The 20,733-nt window shown below is 43.1% G+C and carries 23 protein-coding genes and 3 pseudogenes; 25 read left to right on the forward strand and 1 reads right to left on the reverse strand.

The genetic code is table 11. The features are described 5' to 3' along the window. Positions 1-218 precede the first annotated feature (218 nt). Positions 219-809: pseudogene (locus ACHA99_RS00835) on the reverse strand (IS4 family transposase); the annotation flags it as partial. Positions 810-932: 123 nt separating this feature from the next. Between ACHA99_RS00835 and ACHA99_RS00840 the strand changes: the two are divergent. The 25 genes and pseudogenes from ACHA99_RS00840 to ACHA99_RS00960 all read left to right on the forward strand — a co-directional run. After that, a pseudogene (locus ACHA99_RS00840) lies at positions 933-1,799 on the forward strand (IS5 family transposase); the annotation flags it as partial. Positions 1,800-2,123: 324 nt separating this feature from the next. Further along, positions 2,124-2,399 (forward strand): hypothetical protein, encoded by a 276-nt coding sequence (locus ACHA99_RS00845; RefSeq protein WP_393940389.1) that lies wholly within the window; start codon positions 2,124-2,126, stop codon positions 2,397-2,399. 47 nt (positions 2,400-2,446) lie between these two features. Continuing rightward, the gene (locus ACHA99_RS00850; RefSeq protein ID WP_393940392.1) at positions 2,447-3,142 is read left to right on the forward strand and encodes an EscR/YscR/HrcR family type III secretion system export apparatus protein; all 696 of its coding nucleotides are present in this window, start codon (positions 2,447-2,449) and stop codon (positions 3,140-3,142) included. Position 3,143: 1 nt separating this feature from the next. Further along, positions 3,144-3,827: a type III secretion system apparatus protein VscT2 gene (locus ACHA99_RS00855; protein ID WP_393940394.1), complete on the forward strand. Its 684-nt coding sequence runs from the start codon at positions 3,144-3,146 to the stop codon at positions 3,825-3,827. Next, on the forward strand, positions 3,820-4,110 hold the full coding sequence (locus ACHA99_RS00860; protein ID WP_393940396.1) for a hypothetical protein: 291 nt from the start codon (positions 3,820-3,822) through the stop codon (positions 4,108-4,110). The genes ACHA99_RS00855 and ACHA99_RS00860 overlap by 8 nt, the downstream gene beginning before the upstream one ends. Beyond that, a complete protein-coding gene (locus ACHA99_RS00865) occupies positions 4,100-5,566 on the forward strand; it encodes a secretin (protein WP_393940399.1) in 1,467 nt (488 codons plus the stop codon). Before ACHA99_RS00860 ends, ACHA99_RS00865 begins: the two co-directional genes overlap by 11 nt. Positions 5,567-5,568: 2 nt before the next feature. Further along, the gene (gene vscN2, locus ACHA99_RS00870) at positions 5,569-6,831 is read left to right on the forward strand and encodes a type III secretion system ATPase VscN2 (RefSeq protein ID WP_393940401.1); all 1,263 of its coding nucleotides are present in this window, start codon (positions 5,569-5,571) and stop codon (positions 6,829-6,831) included. Next, complete coding sequence (locus tag ACHA99_RS00875) at positions 6,785-7,180, forward strand: hypothetical protein (protein WP_393940404.1); 396 nt, start codon at positions 6,785-6,787, stop codon at positions 7,178-7,180. Before vscN2 ends, ACHA99_RS00875 begins: the two co-directional genes overlap by 47 nt. Next, entirely contained in the window at positions 7,173-9,287 is a 2,115-nt protein-coding gene (locus tag ACHA99_RS00880) for a hypothetical protein (protein ID WP_393940407.1), read from the forward strand. Before ACHA99_RS00875 ends, ACHA99_RS00880 begins: the two co-directional genes overlap by 8 nt. Beyond that, positions 9,274-9,507: a flagellar biosynthetic protein FliQ gene (locus ACHA99_RS00885; RefSeq protein WP_393940410.1), complete on the forward strand. Its 234-nt coding sequence runs from the start codon at positions 9,274-9,276 to the stop codon at positions 9,505-9,507. Before ACHA99_RS00880 ends, ACHA99_RS00885 begins: the two co-directional genes overlap by 14 nt. A 48-nt stretch (positions 9,508-9,555) precedes the next feature. After that, the gene (locus ACHA99_RS00890) at positions 9,556-9,930 is read left to right on the forward strand and encodes a hypothetical protein (protein WP_393940412.1); all 375 of its coding nucleotides are present in this window, start codon (positions 9,556-9,558) and stop codon (positions 9,928-9,930) included. Positions 9,931-10,028: 98 nt separating this feature from the next. Further along, on the forward strand, positions 10,029-10,928 hold the full coding sequence (locus ACHA99_RS00895) for a hypothetical protein (RefSeq protein WP_393940415.1): 900 nt from the start codon (positions 10,029-10,031) through the stop codon (positions 10,926-10,928). Positions 10,929-11,183: 255 nt separating this feature from the next. Beyond that, complete coding sequence (gene sctI, locus ACHA99_RS00900) at positions 11,184-11,429, forward strand: type III secretion system inner rod subunit SctI (protein WP_393940418.1); 246 nt, start codon at positions 11,184-11,186, stop codon at positions 11,427-11,429. Next, positions 11,429-11,974 carry a type III secretion protein gene (locus ACHA99_RS00905; protein ID WP_393940420.1) on the forward strand — a complete coding sequence of 182 codons (546 nt, stop codon included), beginning with the start codon at positions 11,429-11,431 and terminating at the stop codon, positions 11,972-11,974. The genes sctI and ACHA99_RS00905 overlap by 1 nt, the downstream gene beginning before the upstream one ends. Then, positions 11,961-12,479 (forward strand): regulator, encoded by a 519-nt coding sequence (locus ACHA99_RS00910; RefSeq protein WP_393940423.1) that lies wholly within the window; start codon positions 11,961-11,963, stop codon positions 12,477-12,479. The genes ACHA99_RS00905 and ACHA99_RS00910 overlap by 14 nt, the downstream gene beginning before the upstream one ends. A 28-nt stretch (positions 12,480-12,507) precedes the next feature. After that, positions 12,508-12,999: a tol-pal system YbgF family protein gene (locus tag ACHA99_RS00915; RefSeq protein ID WP_393940426.1), complete on the forward strand. Its 492-nt coding sequence runs from the start codon at positions 12,508-12,510 to the stop codon at positions 12,997-12,999. A gap of 32 nt (positions 13,000-13,031) precedes the next feature. Next, positions 13,032-14,219, forward strand: coding sequence for a hypothetical protein (locus ACHA99_RS00920; RefSeq protein WP_393940429.1), 1,188 nt, complete (start codon positions 13,032-13,034; stop codon positions 14,217-14,219). Positions 14,220-14,239: 20 nt separating this feature from the next. After that, positions 14,240-15,421, forward strand: coding sequence for a hypothetical protein (locus ACHA99_RS00925; RefSeq protein ID WP_393940432.1), 1,182 nt, complete (start codon positions 14,240-14,242; stop codon positions 15,419-15,421). A 151-nt stretch (positions 15,422-15,572) separates the two neighbouring features. Next, positions 15,573-16,616 (forward strand): VspD, encoded by a 1,044-nt coding sequence (locus ACHA99_RS00930; protein ID WP_393940435.1) that lies wholly within the window; start codon positions 15,573-15,575, stop codon positions 16,614-16,616. Between the two features lie 14 nt (positions 16,617-16,630). Continuing rightward, positions 16,631-17,434, forward strand: coding sequence for a type III secretion system protein (locus ACHA99_RS00935; RefSeq protein WP_393940438.1), 804 nt, complete (start codon positions 16,631-16,633; stop codon positions 17,432-17,434). Between the two features lie 37 nt (positions 17,435-17,471). Next, a complete protein-coding gene (locus ACHA99_RS00940; RefSeq protein ID WP_393940441.1) occupies positions 17,472-17,999 on the forward strand; it encodes a hypothetical protein in 528 nt (175 codons plus the stop codon). Beyond that, the gene (locus ACHA99_RS00945) at positions 17,986-18,405 is read left to right on the forward strand and encodes a hypothetical protein (RefSeq protein WP_393940443.1); all 420 of its coding nucleotides are present in this window, start codon (positions 17,986-17,988) and stop codon (positions 18,403-18,405) included. The genes ACHA99_RS00940 and ACHA99_RS00945 overlap by 14 nt, the downstream gene beginning before the upstream one ends. Positions 18,406-18,412: 7 nt before the next feature. Next, the gene (locus ACHA99_RS00950) at positions 18,413-18,979 is read left to right on the forward strand and encodes a hypothetical protein (protein WP_393940446.1); all 567 of its coding nucleotides are present in this window, start codon (positions 18,413-18,415) and stop codon (positions 18,977-18,979) included. Beyond that, positions 18,980-19,279 (forward strand): hypothetical protein, encoded by a 300-nt coding sequence (locus ACHA99_RS00955; RefSeq protein ID WP_393940449.1) that lies wholly within the window; start codon positions 18,980-18,982, stop codon positions 19,277-19,279. Between the two features lies 1 nt (position 19,280). Then, a pseudogene (locus tag ACHA99_RS00960) lies at positions 19,281-20,733 on the forward strand (hypothetical protein); the annotation flags it as partial.

Genomic DNA, 20,733 nt, shown 5'->3' on the forward strand with positions numbered 1-20,733 from the left:
AAGTTTACATGCACTGATGAATAAACGGTCAACCGTACCTATTAGAGCCTGACTTGACCAAGGCATTAAATGCCGATGTAGTGATAAGGTAATAGGTTTCGGATTTACATCATGGCGCGGGTAAAAAGCCTATTTAGACGCCGAATATATGGTAGTGAACCAATCATTCAAAAGTGTTGTAAAAGCTGAGGCGTCCATATATGGTCAAGTAAAATTGGCCATGATGTTTGGCCGTTGAGCATAAAACTGACATCACCGCGAACTCGACCTAGCCAAAACTAGCCATGGCGCTCGACTTCCCTAAATCAAGTATTGCGATATCCTGCATCGGTGACGATGAGCGGGCAGCATCCTGGCGGCAATACGTTAGCAAGCTCAACTAAGAAAGCGTTATGACTGTGTGGTGCATTGTAATCTTCAAACAGAAAAGTGCGTTCGTACGAAGTAATGGTGCGACCTTTAACACTGATTGATGCGTGTAAGGTCATCATTCGCAGTTGTTCGCGCACATCAGACCAATCCACAAGAATAATGGGCATCGGATTTGAGCCGCAGAGATACTGTGCATGCCATTGATAAATTGCGAACTTATCTTTGACAACATGTAGATTTCCGAGCAGTCGGTCAATACGCTTGATATTGTGTTTTGGTGCAACGTTACCCGTTATGTTCCGTCCTAACTGGGTTAACGAGAGTTGATTGCCATCGAGTAAAGACTCAGTAGCAACCATCAGAGAATTAGGGCGTTTTTGGTGTATTTGAGGGCGTTGTTTTTTGAGCAAATCGTGTAATGTGTCGATATCTCGCATGATGTTGGATCTAGAAGGTTTTTGGCGAAATTGATTAGATCAAACAGCATCATGCGTGTTTACTTATTTGAATCCCATCGAATTTATCTGGGGATTCGCTAGAGTGAGACGTTGATCGCTCACTTCTGGGTGGGTGAAGCTGCAGTATAAAGTGTGGTACTGCCATGAGCATCATGGTGGGCGTGCTCAGTGATGTGGCGATAGAAACCGCGTTGATGATCAAAGGCATCTTTGGTTTATCGGTGAGTGCGCTGTAAGGCTTTCTCAACTCATTATTTACGTTGATGAATGTTCCACCAACATCACCTGATTACACCTATATCAGTAAACGCCTAAGGCGGTCAATGTTCAGTACCGTAACTCCAGTCGCGGGCCGATAATGTATGTTGTTGTCGATGCCACGGGCCTGAAAATGTTTGGTTAAGACGAATGGAAATCGCGCAAGCATGGCAGCTAAAATGCCGCACATGGCGCAAGTTGCACTTACCCATAGATGCAAGCACTCACTAACTCGTTGCCGTTGAAGTCAGTCTTGTGTCAGTAGAAGATAATGAAGTACTACCGACCTTGCTCAATCCATTACGGCGAAAGAGAGCGCAGGTATCGGCAGATGGGGCTTATGATACAAAGGGTTGATATCAATTACTGCGCCGTAAAGGCTGCAAAGCTAGCATCCCACCACGCTCAAGTGCGGGGTTATGTGAAAGGGGCATCAACGCAATGAAGCGGTTGAAGTACTGAAAGCGGGTCAGCTGAAACAATGGAAAATGAATATCTGCTATCACCAGCGCTCTCTAGCAGAGATCGCCATGGACTGATATAAACAGTTGAATAGTCCAATGCTAGTTTGCATGATCACAATGGGCAAGTCGCAGAGGCATTGGGCCGGTGTGAAGGCGATGAATAAAGTCATTAGACAGGGTATGCCCTTTCATCGTTGCTTAATCGGCCAGAAGCCTTGGAAGAATTGTCTTCTATGAAATGATTTAATCGACAACGCCGAGTGACTGGCGAAATTATGCTTAACCCTCGAGTAATCGCTTAGTTTGCCGGTTTTTCCGTTTTTATCAGAAGTTTTCACTGGTCCCCTCCGTTAGTTCTTACTATTTTAGTCATCACTTGATGGTTAGTTGCACGGCAACAGAGCTGGTGCAAGCAATCAGTCTAGTGCTTTTCATTCATTGCCCAAAATGCTAGAACCAAAATGACAGTGGCGCGGCTTTTCTAAGCTATTAGCCCGATGCGTCTCGGTTTACGTCGTGGGTGGGGGCTGCAAGAAAATTTTTTATAAATAACATATAGGAATACATTTAGATGGCTCAATTATCAACTGGTTATATTAGTGGTGTGTTTGGTGGTTTAGTGAACAATGCAGATGACAGAGTCAGCGACTTTATTACCGCACATACTGGAACTGTCGGTGCTGATGGAACTTTTACACCTGACCCAGATGGCACACTGATTTTAAGTGCTTCAGACTCTCTCTCGTTACAACAGCTCATGGCGGATCAGAGTATTACAGCACAAACATCAACATCGACATTAAAATCGATCAAAGATTCTATCTCAGCTGCCGCGAGAAATATTTGATCTTTAATGAGATTTAATGGGTTTCCGGTCTATAGAGAGTGTTATCGATGTTGCAATTATTGAATCCGGATAATGCATTTTCAGGAGCAAATTTAATTTTGCTCCTTACTCTTATCTTGTTGTCTACAGTATTTTTCATCTGTTTTTCAGGCTATGTTAAGTACAACATAGTGCTTAATATCATTAAGAATGCGGTGGGCACACAACAAATTCCACCTACAATCGTAGTGAATCTACTGGCAGCATTAATGGCTCTCAATAGTATTTGGCCGGATGTAAAGCCTGGGTTGGAGCGGATAAAGCCTTACTTTGTTGAACAGATAAATGCAGGCGTAGAACCCGATGTAATGCAGTTGTCGTCTGAGTTAGAAGATACAAAACCAACAAATATTACCATGTATTATCTGGTCAGTAATGCATTTGAATTTTTTCCTGAGATCTTGGCGAGGGCTAAGCGCAAAACCAATGAGTTAGATGGGATAATTGATATTCCACTGAAATTTGATTCGGGTAATGATACCTTGAGGTATTTTCTTGGGAATTTGATTCTAGACCTATACCAAGGATTCGAGTTTGGTTTAAAACTATACATGATATTTGTGAGTATCGATTTTTTAATAGCAGTGATCCTAAGTGGTGTTGGTATGACCATGTTATCGCCGACGGTAATATCGACGCCTGTAAAGCTCGCGGTATTTTATTTTTCAGATAGTTGGACCATTTTATTTAGGGCGCTGCCGTGATATGGACACGCTTCTCTTTCCTAACTGGGTGTTATTTGCGGGAATATTTTTATTCTTAAAAATATATAATCCAACACGACTATATCTTGATAATTCATCGGCACTCGCAATTGCCATAGGGCTGGCTATTGTACTTGAAGTCAGTGCCTTAGGAGCCGTCCCTACACCTTTCTGGGTCGTGAGTGTCATTATTTTTGCTATGTTTGCCTCCGTACCATATTGGCTCAGTGGCATGGTGGGTAGCGTTATACAGCAGCTTTTGTTACTAAACGAACAGTCGGTACAAGATAGACGTTTTACCGATGAGTCTGAAGCACTCTCTAAAATAAGTTCTTTGGTGTTCTTGATGTATGCCTTGGATTCTGGCGTGGTATTTAGACCTCTGTTGGCTGTGATTATTGAGAATATTGAACAAGGGGGAGATGTCGGTTTCGATACTTTATATTTTTATATCACAGACAGCCTGACTATGATGACTATTGTTACAGGGAAATACATTATCTTGCTGTTATGTATCACGATTTGTTGTGGGTATGTCGATCTTTTTTTCAAAAAAGCGTCTCTATCTATGAGTACCACCGCAGATATTAAGGCCATTACCGTAATTATTATTCTTAACATGTGGCTTCTACAGGACCAGTTTTATGTGTTCAATCAAATAATGAAAAAGGCAGGGTATGAGTAACGTTAATTTTATGAATGTCACATTGAATAGTCAGCAGATTAAAAGCACGTCTGAAAAAGCAAAGCTAGAGTTTGAGTCAGAGCTCAAAGCTGTCGCTGATGAAATGCAGTTAACGGGAAAGGTTGCCGATGGTCAGATTAAGCTCAGCGAACAAAATGAAGCTAATTATATCACTGGCGAAGAGTTTTTCATGAAGGTGCTAGAGCAAAACATTATCAGAGATGGCATTAAGCAAATGAAGGCGAGTGAAGAACGTCTGAAGGAGATCCTCGATGAAGCCTAGTTTCTTACTTATTTTCTGCCTATGTACGGCGTTTACTTGTCAGGCTAAGGTATTCATTAAGCAGTCTGATATCGACTTGAAAGGCGCTTTGACGGCCATAGCTAAAGATATGCAGGTTAAGTTAGTCGATGATGTAGAAGAAAAAATAGCGAAACAGTCTGTTACCCAAGATCTATCGGGTGAGGGCCTCGATTTGTTGGATCAGTTATCGGATGTGTATGACTTTGATTGGTATGTATATGGTGGCACTCTCACAGTTTCGTCTGGACAAGCATATATAAATCATGCATTTAAACCTCGAAATATTTTGCCTGCCAGTTTGCTCGAAGAACTGAAGAGTGCGTTTAGCACTAATAATACGACGAAAGTTGAACTCGTTAACCAAGGGCATTCTGTCTTTATTTCTGGGACGCGTAAGTTTGTTAATGATGTTGTTATATACGCAAATATCATAGATAAAAACCAGTTTTTAGAGAATGGCAATAATTTGGAGTTGGCACGGATTGAGTTTAATTATTTATCCGTAGTTGACCGGCAGATTAATTCTTACGATGGCAATGTTACCTTTCCTGGAGCTCAGTCTTTAATCTCAGCGGCGATTGAAAAGATTGGTCAGTTTGAAAATATTAGCGATGGTGAAATGGTTAAGCGCGCCTACAAGCTTAAGCTTAACCAAAATGATAAACAGCAGCTCGAGGAAGATGAGTTCACATCTAAAGTGCAAGTGTTACCTGGAAGTAACGCATTACTGGTGCGTGGTACCCCTGAGGAAATCCAATTAGCGAAACGTATTGCGATGCTGATCGATGTTCAACGGCAACAGTTATTATTTTTCTTGCGCGTTTATGATGTATCGGTTGAGCGCACCGAAGCACTGGGTGTTAATAGCTCATGGCTGAATGGGAGCCGTGGCATGTACGACATCATTGTCCCCCCATTTACTGATACGGTCGATTTCTTCAAAAACTTTCAGGCCTTGTATAACAATAATATGGCGAGAGGCGTTTATGAAACCAATCTATTAATATTAGAGAATCAACAAGGTCACTTTGGGAAAAAGGAAACCGCAACTGTGGTGCTTATTTCTGATAAAGAGGTTTCAACCCAAAAAATAGAAGCCGAAAATAGTCTCTATGTGACCGGACGTTTATTGCCATCGGGTAAAGTTCAGGCGAAATTCAGTTATATAGAAGAATCGCTCGATGATAATAGTAATGCTGATGGCGGTACGACTCGAGCGCCTAGAGTCAACTCCCAGTCTTTAACATCAGAAGTATATATCGAACCGGATCAGACTGTTATTCTCGGGGGCTTTGATAATACGGTAACGGATAGTGTTGAAAGTGGCGTGCCTATTTTATCGAGTATCCCTTGGTTAGGTGAGTTATTTAAAAATAAGAAAGAAACTAAGCGTAAATATAAACGTTACGTCTCGGTGTCGTTCAAGGTGATTTAGTCATGCTTAAACACTTTTTTAAGGTTAAAGAATCTTATCAAGATACAGTGATTTGTCATGTCAATATGAATACTTTTGTCGGGCAGGAATGTTTAATTAACACAGTTGCCAATGAGTGTATTCGTGGTGAGGTGATGAAAATTACCGGTAAAAGAGTGGAAATTAAGCTATTGCAACCAGGGGCGATTCAGCGTGGCAGTAAAGTTGAAATTACCCCAAGGCGGTTTTGTTTCCCACTTAATGAGACGGCTCTCATCGGTAAGGTCATTAATTGCTATGGCGAGTCATTGTACGGTGATAAATATCTTGGTGCTGAGGGTGACTATCATGACTTGCCCATTATCGAGAAACCTATCCCGCTTAATATTCGTGCACCGATTGATACAGTGTTTCCGACTAAACTTAAAGTGATCGATGGTCTGTTCACTATAGGGGTGGGGCAACGTCTCGGTTTATTTGCCCCAGCGGGTGCAGGAAAGACCACAACAGTTTCTATTATGGCGAATAACATGGACGCCGATGTGGTAATTTTTGCCATGATTGGCGAACGTGCACGGGAGGTGGTTGAGTTTCTTGAGGGGGAAATTGGCCCCGAAGTGATCCAGAAATCGATCACTATTGTGTCTACTTCAGAGGCTAATCCGCTGGAGAAAGTGAGATCTGGTTTAGTGGCTGTCTCTATTGCTCGACACTATATGGCCCAAGGCAAGAAAGTGGTGCTCTATTTCGACTCCTTGACTCGTTTTGCCCGTGCTCAAGCGATGTTAGATGGCACGCCTATTGATGGTGGGATCCCTATAGGGGTCTCACTCTCGCTGTCACGGCTAGTGGAAAATTGTGGTAACTCTATCCATGGTTCAGTGACGGGCATTTTCACCGTATTAATTGAACAAGAAATTGATGAAGATCCGATTGCTCATGAGGTTAAGTCTCTGATTGATGGGCATTTAGTATATTCAACGACGATAGCTTCTACCGGACGTTATCCTGCGATAGATATCCTTAAGAGTAAGAGTCGTTTACAGAATAAAGTTCAGGATCCGCATTACGTTAGCCTCTCTGAAAAATTGAAAGATATGGTCTATCGTTATTTTAATGTTGAACTATTAATTCGAGTTGGGGAATACGAGAAAGGCAATGACCTGGCAACTGACGAAGCGATTGAACGGTATCCGTACATTATGGAATTTTTGAAGCAAGGATACGATGGGGTTGAGTATGAAGAAACCCTCCAAGCGATGGATGGAATTTGGTCAGCTTATTGATGTGGTCAATATCAGGATCGGCAAGCAACAACGTAAATTAGCTAAGCTAAATATACGGCATCAAGACTTGCTCGATGTGATAGATGAGAAATGGGCATTAATCGCTAAAGAGCAACAAAAGCTGAAAAGTCTGGTCGTTCAGGATGAGTATAATGGGCTTTCTCGGTTGTTTTTACGCAGGGAAAGTGTGAAATCATGCATAGAATCTTTGTTTTTTGATGCGTCAGTTGCCCAGCAAAATGCCGATGAGTTGGCCGCAGAGATTGCTCAAGTTATTGTTGAAAAACTCAGGTTGGAAAAAAGAAAAGATGCGTTAGCTGAGATCCAAGAGCAGTTAAGAGATGAGTGACAAGATGACAAAAATCGACAGGCCTGTCTTAGTGGCTCATATATGTCATTTGAGCAAGGTTGAAAATGAGTTTGAACAGCTTTTGAATCTGCCTGAACGTCAGGTTTCTTACTATGATGCTTCGATGTTTGATGATGAAAAAGAGGCCATTGAAAACATTGAATTGGAATCTGAGGAGGGGACAGCTTGGAGCCTGCATCATATAGCACCACTCACTGCCCAAGTACCACTTTATCAAGGTGCCAATACAGCAGCCAATGTAAATCTGTCTATGGCTGTGAACTACAGTGGCCCTAAGTCTCAGCTCCGTGACTCACTTTTGAGTAAGGCAAGCCTGCATGGTCCTAGGCAAAATGAACCACTCTCATCTTTGAGTGCAAGACCCGTGTTGAACACTAAGGTTCTTAATGCTCAGGTTTCTAGCACTCAAACTGCTGGTATTCAAGCTGCTAGTTCTCAAGGGCCTGATATGCAAGTGTTGAGTCAGAAGGACACTATTATCAAGGTTTTTAGCATTACAGCGTCAGTGGTGGCTCAGGGCAATATCCAATCAGAAGTGAGTATAGATGGGATTACCTCAACTGAAACGGTCAAACGTCTGTCGAGTTTAACCCCGTCGCAGCTACATCAGTCACCCATGCCGAATAATGCCGTTGGGCGCGATCCCGGGGCTAATGCCCCAGTGCTTATGTTGAAAGTGCCTACGCAGAGAGAAGCTGTGTCGAAAGAATCCATGCTGCAAGTGCCAGCGCAGAAAGAACCTTTATCGAAAGAGTCTGCGGCAGGCCACACGTTGGTGAGTAAGCCAGTGGGTCCGTCCGTGAATCAAGTGCAGTCTGAATCGAGTGCGAGTCAAACCATCAGACTTCATTCAGCTTTGACGCCACCTCAGCCTGAACAGTCATTCGTCTCCGTGGGGCGAGATGTCCCTATGCTTATGTCGAAAGTGCCTACTCAGAGAGAAGCTGTATCGAAAGAATCAATGCTGCAAGTGCCAGCGCAGAAAGAACCTTTATCGAAAGAGTCTGCGGCAGGCCACGCGTTGGTGAGTAAGTCAGTGGGTCCGTCCGTGAATCAAGTGCAGTCTGAATCGAGTGCGAATCAAACCATCAGACTTCATTCAGCTTTGACGCCACCTCAGCCTGAACAGTCATTCGTCTCCGTGGGGCGAGATGTCCCTATGCTTATGTCGAAAGTGCCTACTCAGAGAGAAGCTGTGTCGAAAGAATCAATGCTGCAAGTGCCAGCGCAGAAAGAACCTTTATCGAAAGAGTCTGCGGCAGGCCACGCGTTGGTGAGTAAGCCAGTGGGTCCGTCCTTGAATCAAGTGCAGTCTGAATCGAGTGCGAATCAAACCATCAGACTTCATTCAGCTTTGACGCCACCTCAGCCTGAACAGTCATTCGTCTCCGTGGGGCGAGATGTCCCTATGCTTATGTCGAAAGAATCTGTGCCACAAATACCCGTGCTAGTAGTGCCAGCGTCGAAAGAACTAATGTCGAAAGTGCCTGTATCGAATGCGTCTACGGTGGCGAGCAAGCTTTGCAGCTCATCAGTGGATCAACATGAACGATCGATTGCGAGCAAGCATGTGGAGCAGTACATAGGTAAATTCGTGTGCAAAGCACAGTCTGACTCGAATACGAACCAGCCCATTGCCAGCGAGGCAACTAAACTTCAGCCTGTTTTGACCCAACTTAAGTCTGTATCCCAAATGCAGCCAAAACCGAGTGCAAATAGGTCCGTTGAGGTGAGGGGGGATACTCATGTTGAAAAAACAGCTGTGTTGGTGCCTTTAAATACAGAAGTTCGGGAGAATAATACACAAGCAAGTGTGATGCTAACTCAAGAAGAAGCGTCGCCAGTATTACTGACTCGTATGGAATTATTTGGTTTCGGGGCCAAGCTTGCCGCGGGGCATATGCTCACTAGTGTTCAGCCTGTATTGTTTTCGCCCGTGCTGCATTACCAAATTTCTCCTGAGTATTTTACTCACTATGCACAGCTGAATACCTATCGTGTGTTTTTCCGTAATAAGTATTACCTATTCCAATTTGAGGATCATAAGGTGACTAACTTTCTTGAGGGCTATTATGACCGTCATTGATGTCACAGCGGCATGCTTAGAGATACTTAAGGATGCAATTATTATTTTCTCACTCAGTTTTGTCGTGACAGGAGTTATTGTTGGCCTGCTTCAAACTGTATTCAGTGTGCAAGACCCTGGTTTACCTATGGCGGCGAAACTAGTCGTGTTCATCGTCTTACTGACACAAGTAGGGGGGGGGATTTATGAACAATTCCACCTTCTTTTTGGGCAACTCTAGCATTAAAGCGTTGTATTACCCATTATTGACCTTTAAACGGAAGCTATTATGAAAAAATTGAGAGAAATTGTTTATAAAACACTTGTCGATAACTTTAATATTCCCGCTAATTTACTGTCTCGGATAGAGGGGGATGATCCTATTTCGATTGAGTTAAAAGGTGGGGAAGAAATTTTTGTTTATCTTAATGACAGAACATTACAGACATTCATTGAGATACCTTTACGTGATCAACGTATGCTCAAAAATAAAGCGCCTAAAATAATCGAAAGCCTGATGTCAGATGACGAAGTATTTTTTAATATAAAGAAGGATAAATTGATCGTGGTGACTGAGTTTTCTGCTGATGTCCCTAATGTAGAGCGAGTGTTGGCTGATAAGTTTATGCTTTTCAATAATATGGTCGCATATATCAAAGTGTAGTCAGTTATTTGTATAAGGTTTCAGTAATTGTATTGCTATGGTTGATGGATGCAGATGGATAATAATTATTTAGGTAATTCAACTATTATAAGGTATCTATGCCATTATTATCTGTTGATCAAGCTTCTTCAGCACCATTAGCTACTCTGGTACGACAAGACTCTGAAAATTTGGTAAGTAATTTTAAAGCCAATATAACGCGTGTTCGTCATGCAGATAATGGTGTTATCTATAGCCCATTTAATAATGAAGACATGGTCATTCAAGCCATGGGGATTAATACTGCTCGAGTATTAAATGGAAAAATGCCTTTACCTATAATTTGCTCTACATTAAACCGAGAGGTGTTGAAATCCGCAATATATGAGTTCAAAGATAAAGAGTTGCAGGGACGTTTGAAAGATGGTGCTTCCTATGCGGAAAAAATTAGTCCCTATATTAAATCTTTAGGCGTTAAAATTGTTCATGATGCTTTTCCATTAGAAACAAAAACGCTTGGAGAGTACCAATCTATTAATCGACTCGAGGTCGTCGATCCTAATAGCATATCGAATATGAGTATTGAGAATATTTATGTCATAGGGCATGGAGAAGCTGGCAGACCACATTTGTACGAGACGGTAAGGTGTGACAGTGTGAGTAAATCGATAGCGGATGTGATCGGCGAAATCAATAGTCTATTGAGAGAGAAGGTAAAATTCGGCGTGAAAATAAAAATGACGGTATGTGAAAGTGCTGACAGAGAAACTTTAGTGTCTTTTGATATGCAGGATAACATTGTACAACGAAGAAGGGGGAGCGAGCCTTTAGCTAAAAGTGCAAAAACAGAGACCGCTAAGCTCTTTCCTGAAGCTCGCGTATTTGGATATCACGGGTTAGGTATTAGTCGTGGTAGCAATTATATTTCGAACGCTCGATGTCTGGATGCAGATTTTGATAAAAAGACTGGCGATGTGTCCCAATGGATAAAAGCGAGTTCTGTTAGAAAAGAGTTTTAAGACCATCAACAGAGACCGCTATAAGTGCTCTTGCCATAATGTTAAGCGTTTAAACCTAAAGGCATAGACTGAACCTGTGTCAGTTTTGATTAAATCCTATTTCACAATATAACCATAAACAATTGAAAATATTAATTAACTTTATGTGGCGGAAAATTTCATTATGATTCCTGTTTGTTCATTTGCTTGTTACCCATGATAGAGATTAAATATCGAGCATTCTCAAGCGTATTGATTTAGGAGATTTTTAAAATAATGGTAGATTTTAATGTTCAAGCAATTCAGCCATCCGTGTTCGAAGATACTTTTAATAACATAGGTCAAGGTTTTCAAGAGATCATGGATAATTTACAGAAGATAAATGATGGGAAAACGATTACTTTGCAGGACACATTAGCCTTACAGCAATCGGTATTTCATTACAGCATGTATCAGGAGATAGTAACTAAGATTGCCTCTAAATCTGCGACTGCGATTAATGATGTTATGAAGGCGCAGTGATGAAAAAATTGTATTGGATTGTGATTCTTGTACTCTTTGGATGTAATGAGCAGGGCAGAGTCGAAATTGGAAATTTCGACTCTGCTGATGCTGCTAATAAGGTCATTGTCCTGCTCGCTCGATATCAGCTTTCGGCTTCCTTATCGATGAATAAGGATCGACATCTCGTCTATGTGGATAAAGATAATTTAGCGCAGGCGAGGGAGGTGTTAACAAAATTTAATTTCTATTTTGAACGAGAAGACCTCAACGACTTGCTAGAGTCAAAATTTGCGAGCTTGAGTAAGTTAGAAATAGTGAAAGGAAACTTACTAGAAAGCCGGGAGATATATAACAAAATTAGTGTTATTCCCAATGTACTGCGGGCGAGTGTTGTTGTCACGGGTGAAAAAAATAAGCGTGTGTCAGTGATTATTTTCAGCTTTGATGAAATTGATCTTGAAAATAAATCTAATATTGAGCGTTTCTTGAAAGGGTTGGTTTCAGAGTTAGACACATTAACGGTTAGTTATTTCTTTCAGAATACGGCTAATGAAAAAGTATAAAAAACTGCATCAAACTTACTTGCATTATTTACTAGTCAATCGGCGACTCTCTGTTGATGAATATAATGTGCTTACATCGTTAACCGAGAGTGAAATACAGATATGGTTTACTCCCAGACGGTCAAGAATTAATAAGCTAGTGCAAGTATTGGGTAGTGCTGTTATGTATCAAGTACGAAAAGATTACGCTTGTGATCGGTCTTGGCTACTGAGCCAGCAGTGCCTTAATCAAAAGCAATATCTCTGGTCTAACATACTAGGGATTGAGTTGGATCCGCAGGGTATGACAAATATGTGTCCCCAAAACTTAGGGTTGGCATTGTTGGCGGAGCACAATCCGCGTAATGCTTTAATATGGGCGATGAGGCTCGGCGTATCAATGCCTGTATCTGCATTAATCGTTCGATTCCCTGCTCGGCTGGCTTGGTATATTGCCCAAGTTGCCAAGGATGCAAGTATCGAATTTTCTGTATCAAACTCTCTGCCTCAAACTCGGCGGGGATAAATACGGTTCAAACTTGGATTGAAAAAAGATGAAAAAAAATGCGCTACGGCTAGGTGAACCATGTGATGACTTTTTTGAACTGCTGACAGGTACTGCGATTGAGCAAGATATTGCCGCTATGCGTAAGTCGCAGAAAATCACAATAACTCAGTTAAAATCAATTTATGAGTTAGGGGTCAAGTTTTATACTGAATTTCAGTTCAAGGAAGCTGAGATTATATTTTCGGCCTATATTGGTTTGAATCCCTATGATCATCGAGGTCCTGGCTGTCTAGCAGCGATACTCTTGGAAAAGGGGCAGTTTAAAAAAGCACTAGAAGTGTTGAATATCCTAAAAACATATCCGACGAATAATCTCGATGAAACGATTCTTAATATTTCCTTGTGCCATTATAAATTGAAAGAATATACCGAGGCCTGTGTCACGTTAATCATAGTGAAAACAGATAACTTAAATGACTTTTATTTGAAGCGATATCACTACCTTAAGTTACAACTACGCCCATATTTACCTTCGTAATGACTAATGCCATAAAAATAGAGACTCTATAAATGATAGCGATGAATTCGTGGGCGTTAAGTAACTCGATAAGTTTCGAGAGAAATAATTCACCTCAGCCTGAATTAAGTCAGGCAGATCTCAATGAGATGGAGCGTTTAATTAAATCTGCCGATCAGCAAGAGGATAAGTTAGAACAGGCTCTTCCATTCACTCAACATGATGCGGTTCCTGCACAGACTCTGGCCGCTTTTGTTGCCCATCAAAAGCAGTTAGTCCTCTCTATGGTCAGTCAGAATCCAGAAAGCGCTATCGCTTTAGCGTTGGCGGGCAGCATCGAAACATATGGTAAGCAGTTAACTGTGCTTCAGGGATGGACAAATGGTGGCTTGCCTATGTTCGAGAGTGCCATGAAAGTGATGTTCGAAGGTCTTCTGAAGGACGGCGTCACGGGTAGTGAACTTGAAGACTTATTCCAATTAGCCATCATGGATTACATCTCGCACTCAGCGGACTATCCAGGGCTAGATCAAAATATGATTAATCAGATGTTGCACTACTTAGAGAGCACTGGTTCCGGTTCCCATGGATACCATGAAGGCTGGAATGGTGCGCAATTTGCGGCGAGTAGCACGACGATTTTTAACGCTTTGTTAGCTAATGCTCCGAGTGGTAGCTTGTGCCATGAAGTTTTGACATATATGAAAGATACACAAGGTGCGCCCGTTTCCTTGGTTGCTCAGTTTCAAAATAATTTTGATAAAAATGGTGGATTTATTGGTGATCCAAGCTATCCGAGTGATGCTGGGATGTCTCCCATGTTACGCATGGCACTGATGGCGGCGTATCTGGAGAAGTATCCTGATGTGAAGCAGGAAACGATAGAGATGTTCTTAACTGCGCCAGTGGGCGAGTTGAATGCCTATATTGTCAGTAACACCCCAGGTGAGACTTATACCTCGGCGATGGATTTCCTGTTTAAGAATGATGGTCAAGCAAGTGGTGGCGGTTGGCGTGAAGTCGATCAAAATGGTCATAAGGTCATTGATTGGGTTGGGACAGGATTGGACGCGAATTATTTTAAGGAGATTTATTCTGATTTCCCGCCGCGCGCATTGACTGATGAAGATATTAAAGAAATTAACCGTATCGGCGATCAAGTCAAGATGCTGCAGCAGACCCTCAAGTATTGGTTGCAGATTTGCCGTGATGAACAATTAGCGGTCGCCCGTAATATTTAACACTATTAAGGATTTTATACATGAGTATCAATGGTATTTCTATTCTTCAGTCCCAGTGGCCAGTGCTAATAGGCACCGACAATGCCTCGCCTAACACTCAGCCCCAAGTCGTGACGGAGCCGATGGAACCTAAGCTGGCGATTGCCGACCGTGCGCTGGCGGAATTCGATGCCGAAACGGGCGATGTCACTACGCTACTTTTGGTCGTGGCGCAGCAGAAGCAAGTGGTGATGGCAATGGCTGGGCAGAACGCTGAGGCGGTTATCACCTCGGCACTGGCAACGAGCATCGAAGGCTATGGACGTGAACTCGACATAGTCAATAAGTGGACCAATGGTGGCAAATTGGCGTTCGAGGCCGCCATTATGCAGATGTACGCTAACATCAAAGAAGGCGGGCTTAATGGGATAGAGTACGAGAATATGTTTCAACTGGTGTTGCTGGATGTTTTGAGCAACAGCAAGGAATATGGTTTAGAGGATCCCGCTTTTTTGAAAGAGCTGGGATATTTACTGGAAAAAACCGGTAGTGGTAGCCACACCAACTGGGATTACACCCCTGAGCAACTCGGCGCAAAGGTTAACAGTGTTTGGAATAGGCTATATAACAGCATTCAAAGCGGAAAAATCCCAAAGAATAGCTTAACTTATCAGGCTATGGCGACATTAAGTGGCGGTAATATCTCATCGACAACGCCCACAGAGTTATCGCGTCGTTTCACCTCGGCTGTGTATAACGATCCCAATGCCGGCGGTTGGATCACTGGCGGTCTTAGCGATATTAGCCCTATGGCTCGAATAGTCTTACTGAGCGCGTTAAACGGCGACCAAACCGTATCGGCCACTGAGGTTGAGACTATTCTCTCTGGCAGTAAAGCCGACGTCGATAGGCTACTTGTCAAACTAACTGGTATGGATGCTATGGGCTACTTGTTCAGTGCTAAGTGTCCAGGTTGGCAGAATTCTTCGGACAACAACAAACCGTTACCGCCAGGGGTGACTCAGGCCTTCGATTATGATGGAACGATTGAGGCCCAATATTTAGTCAATCTATATAACAATTTTTCACCCAGACAGCTAACCGATGAAGACATTAAGGAAATCAACCGTATTGGCGATCAAGTCAAAATGTTGCAGCAGACCCTTAAATATTGGTTGCAGATTTGCCGTGATGAGCAGTTAGCGGTCGCCCGTAATATTTAAGGCGTGTTTATGGCAAGAACAAAATAGAAGGGCATGGTATCACTGGGGACATGCCGCTCTCATCCCGAGAGTCTAGCTGGGCCGCTATCTTGCGCTACAAGATAGTTGGCACGCAGCTATTCCCAGTATCGTCACATGAAAGGAAATAAATATGAGTACATTCATGATCACTATCGCTGCACCTAGCTTGATAGGTACAGTCGATGAACAGAGCCAGAGCGTTCAGCGTCAAAGCGCCGAAACGCCAGAATCGGCGAAGCCGAATCAACCTTTGCCTGGCAATGCTATCGGTGTGTCCGATAGTCAGCTTTGGCGTATGGTACAGGAGAGTATGAAACTTGCGGCAGAAGCGTTTTCTGGTACAGGTAAAGAAAACTCTGAAGCGAAAAAATCACTGATCCAACTTCAAAAAGATACACAAATCGAAGCGCTTAATGAGCGTATGGCACAAATTGAAGAGCAGAAGCAAGCTCAGAAGAGCCAAGGTATTTGGGGTAAGATTGCCATGGCATTCGGCTTCCTCGCGGCAATTATCATGGCGCCATTTAACCCAGTGATGGCCGCTGTGATGATAGGTGTCATGATTGCTGCGATCGTGGTGCCTAAAATTGTCGATAAGATCATGGAAGCCGCTGGCGTTTCGGAAGAGATCCGCGGCTATGTGTCTATGGGTCTAGAGATTGCCATCAGTATTATCGGCATGATCGTCAGCTTCAATCCAGGCAATTTTTTGGCGAGTGCGAGTAAAGCGGCCGCCAGTGGTGCTGCAAAAGTCGCTACTCTGGTTGATAAAGCGGTTGATGCACTCAACACTTTCAAGTCATTCACTACCCTATCGACCAAAATTCAAAATACCGTCAATAAGATCCAGAAATTTATTGAGCCTTTGCTGGAGAAGATCAAGTCTTTTGCTGGAGGTGGCGAAAAGCTTACGGCCAAAATTGGTCAGGCAAGTTCGGTTAGTTCAAATGTAACGTCTGTCGTGAGTAGTGGTTACGGGATTAAGTCGGCTGATGTCGCCAAAGATCTGGAAATTGCTCAAGCAAACCAAGAGGAGCTGGAAACACGGATCCAGCAAATTTTGACCATGCTAAATCAAGCATTACGCGCCGTTAGTCATGCGTTTGAGTCACTCTTTAAAGTCAATAGTGATCAGCGCGAATACAACGACAAGATGATTTCAATCAATATGTAAGGGGAAGTTAAGTTATGACAATTCAAATGAGTACACTGTCGTTACAAGTGACAATGGCTGAAGAGACTTCTTCTACTAATCACTTTAAGCCAATAGATCAAAAGACATGGGGCAACTACGAAAATTCATTGAAGGAGGCCAATAAGGGTTCAGTATCAATGGCTGACTTGCTTGCACTCTTGTCGCAAATCATAGAGTCATCTCAGCAGGTTCGCGCCCAAGTGATGAAGAATCGCATCGGTGAGGCGATGGCGACCTCGGCGCTGGCAACTATGCTTGCGCAGGACAAATGCGGTGATGCTAAGATGCGTTTCGGTATCACTTTAGCCTCGTCTGTGGTGAATATGGGGATGACAACGGCGGCAACGGTACGCATTGGTCAGACTAAGACATTGAAGGATAAGCACTTATCTAAAATGTCCGATGCCGGCGGCGCCGATGCAGGTGGCGTAAAGTTATTAAAAACGACGGATCTCGAATCTGGCAAAGTCACTAACGTCGATAAGTCACCCAAGGTCTCTGATTTAACGCCAAAAGAGCTGAATAAATACACTGCGAGTCTGCAGCAACAACGCACGGCCAAATACAACTCCCTCACTCAGATGGGGGGAATGGCCGATGGTATGGTGGGCAATGCGAATGAAATTCAAAATGCCGAGCAGGTGAAAGTGCAGGAGGAAACACAAGCGAGCAAGGACTTAAAAGAAAAGTTTGATGCTCAGCTCGATCAATATCTCCAAGACTTGACCGCAGAAGCGGTGAAGCTCAATGAGATCCTCGAGGCAATGGCGAAAGCGAGTTTAGTGACTAACCGATAATAGGGAGCAGAGCGAGCCTTGCTCGCTCTGATTGACTATGCTGCGACCCGTTTCCTTAGTACTGAGCCAACGCACCGAAAAAATCTCGGATATCACTCGGACTCAGCAGACGCGTGAAAACCGTCAGCCGCGTCGCGTTAAAGATATCAAGCAAGTCGACAAGAAGACTAAAAAGTATCCTCGACTATTTAGGGTTAGACGTAAACCGTTAACCTTTGAGCAACAAAGACAATTTGCTCGGCAGCTCAATAGCTATCAACTCAAGGCATTACGCGATTGGCAAGGTTTTTCCGATAGTTTGCTCGATGCCCAATCGTTAAATGATGCCCAACGTTGGATACTACATGCGGCGGAGCATTGTGAACATTTATACCCGTTGACATTAAGAAAATTGCTTAAAAAGTATATTACAGACTTTCAAACATCTGCGGGCGAAATGGAAGCGAATGGGCAGACGCTGCAACAACTTGTCGCCTATGAGCATAATCTAGATGGTTTACTGTCATTGTTAGTGTTATGTCGACGTTACTATATTCAAGAGTCTAGTGAAAATGTCCGTAAATAAACGCCATAGTCGTATCGCTCATTGTCATTTACAGGGGAAGAAACTCGACCCTTACCAATTATTAACAGCGAAATCTGAACGCTTGAGTTGGAATCGATTATCGGACGTCGAAATATATGCCGATAAACAAGCTGTAATAGAATGGTTTGCTATATTGAGAAACTATTCTGAAGCGACGGTTAAGGCGATTGTGGTGGAGGGTATATTAGATAGTCAATTTCATAAGATCACATTTATTTTAACACTCGTGCAAACTGGGGATTTTCAGGCGATAACATCGAAAGACGCATATCAGTTGCTCTATGAGTTTGTTTGCGAAACACCCGCGGGAATACGTGATTGGATCGATGAATTAGATTTTAAGATGAGCAGAGACGTATTAGCACTTTTATCTAGGAATCGATAAGGAAGCTATGAAACAAGAGAAAGTGATGTTTACCCCTCGCCATCAGATGGGGGCAGACATGTGCCAAATAATTAATTTGTTGGCTGGAAAATATTTTAATAATCAATCTATTGTCATTGAAATGGGTGCTGTATATAGAGGCGGTCAGCCACAAGACTTTCTATTACTCGGTTTAAGGCACTTAGGTGTAGAGGCTGAGTTATATGTTCCTCTAGCTGAAGCAGGCAGATTGCTCGGTCTGGACTTGAAACACCTTGAACATGATTATATCGCCTATGTTATAACACAAGGACTAAGTCAGTATGGTATTGAATTTAATGCCTGCCTTGGAGCGGATGAACAGGAATTACCACTGTTGATGACTTGTCAGCTAATCATGGGTGAAATAAGTATTGCAGCATTATTACAGATGGAACCACTCGTTATTGATCCAGATTATTTACAGTCGAGTTTTGTTTCACTACCTCAACACTTACATTTGACTACGTTTTGCACATTATTTGAAACTAGTTTGACTGTCGATGAAGTTCGAGACTTGAGTGTTAATGAACTCGTATTGGTTTATCCAAAGTAAATGAAACCTAGACCGCGTGATTATATTCAGCATTTTTTGCAACGTCTCGAAAAGCATGAAGCCATTATTTTAAGAGACTATCAAGATCATCTATTACTGCCTATTTTTCCTTTTTTTCAGCTAGTACATGTTGTTAATTTGGAGGTCATTATAGATTTGATTTTACAATTTGAAATAGCAATAAAAGGTGTGTTTATTCGTGTAGATGGATTCCTGACTCTCGCCATTGCCGAGCAAGATTATTCAGAAGATGATGTGAGACGTTTAAGCATTAATTTATTTGAAAAGATGAGATTTTAATATGGCACTGACTCCTATTCCCACACTGACCCGCAGTACCTCTATGCCTGAGTTATCACGCTTAGGTCACGAAACCCTCCCTAGAAATTTAACACGTTCTGCTTCTTTGTTGGACGTTAGCACGCCAACCCCCTGCAGTACGGAACCCCAAAACCCAGACGTTATCAGTTCTGCTCCCAGTATGTTGGAGGCTGGAGAGCCTAAATCGATTTCTGAATCTAAGCCTGATAAGCGTAAAAAAAGTAGTAAAAAATCCAATAAAATCAGCACTGAGAAGAAGGCCATGCTGCACTTGGCCGCAGTCACAGGCGCAGTCACGATTGGCGCGGCATTGGCCCCTTTCACCTTAGGATTTAGTCTATTACCTACGGTATTCGTTGTGATGTATGGCAATGCCTCGGCTATGGCCATGTATGGTGGTTCGCAGTTTGTGACTGGCGAGCAAGAGAAGAAAAAAACAGAACCAAAGCGCACCGCATCAACGCCTACGCCTGATACGGCGTCTAAGCATCCTTTCCCATTTCCTCCTTTGGCTGCATTACCGCGCCCCAATGACAGCACGGATACTGAGACTGGAAACGGCGTTGAACGAGGAGATACCTTTAATAACTGTTTCAATACCGTGAATAACTACCATAACAATTGGTATGTCTTCATCAACGCTCCGCATGTTCCGGCCAATAACTTAGTGCAGGAGGAATTGGGCCATACAACCTCTGAGCCTAGTGCCACAACGACCCAAACCACAGATACCTCACCGATTGAGCTGATCACTCGCCCCTTTGCCGATGCCGTTACTGTGAAAGAGATGACTGCCCATGAACGTCAAGCACGACTGAAGATTTTGATTGCTGGGCGTACACAGCAGACAGATCCTAATCTATCAAGGTTATTACGCTCTCTGGACCAAGGAGATGATACCTGTGCCCAAATGGTCGAAATAACGGGGAAGGATGGCGCTACTGCTTATGCGGTTATTCCTAAGGGCGACATATTAGTTCCTCACTGTCAAGACCGAGGCATTCAAGTAGATGGACCTAATGGTGCCGTAACTGTCTCGACCCAAACAGACGTGACCGATACAATCGTTACCCAAACGGGCGAAACCGATCTTGTGGCGACCGATGCCATCGGCGCGCAAACCATTAAAGGTTACAATGGCCGAAAATGGCAGGTGGCTATCCCTACACCAGTGAGTCTGACAAACGGTGCGCAAACGGGCAGCAATTATACCCAAGGGCCGAGACACAACCTTAATTTAGGTCCTAGTGCAGGGCTCGAGCTAGCTTCCGCTGTGATCCCTAAAGGCGACATATTAGTTCCCCACGGCCAAGAACGAGGCTCTCAAGTCGTCGGTACTCAGGCCGATGGCACTCAAACAGAGCGCGCTGACGATTCGGCTAACAGGGCCGTAACTGTCTCGACGCTATCGATGGCGACCCAAACGGGCGAAA

Origin of the sequence: Shewanella sp. S23-S33 (assembly GCF_043359565.1) — a bacterium.
Classification (GTDB): Bacteria; Pseudomonadota; Gammaproteobacteria; order Enterobacterales; family Shewanellaceae; genus Shewanella; species Shewanella oncorhynchi.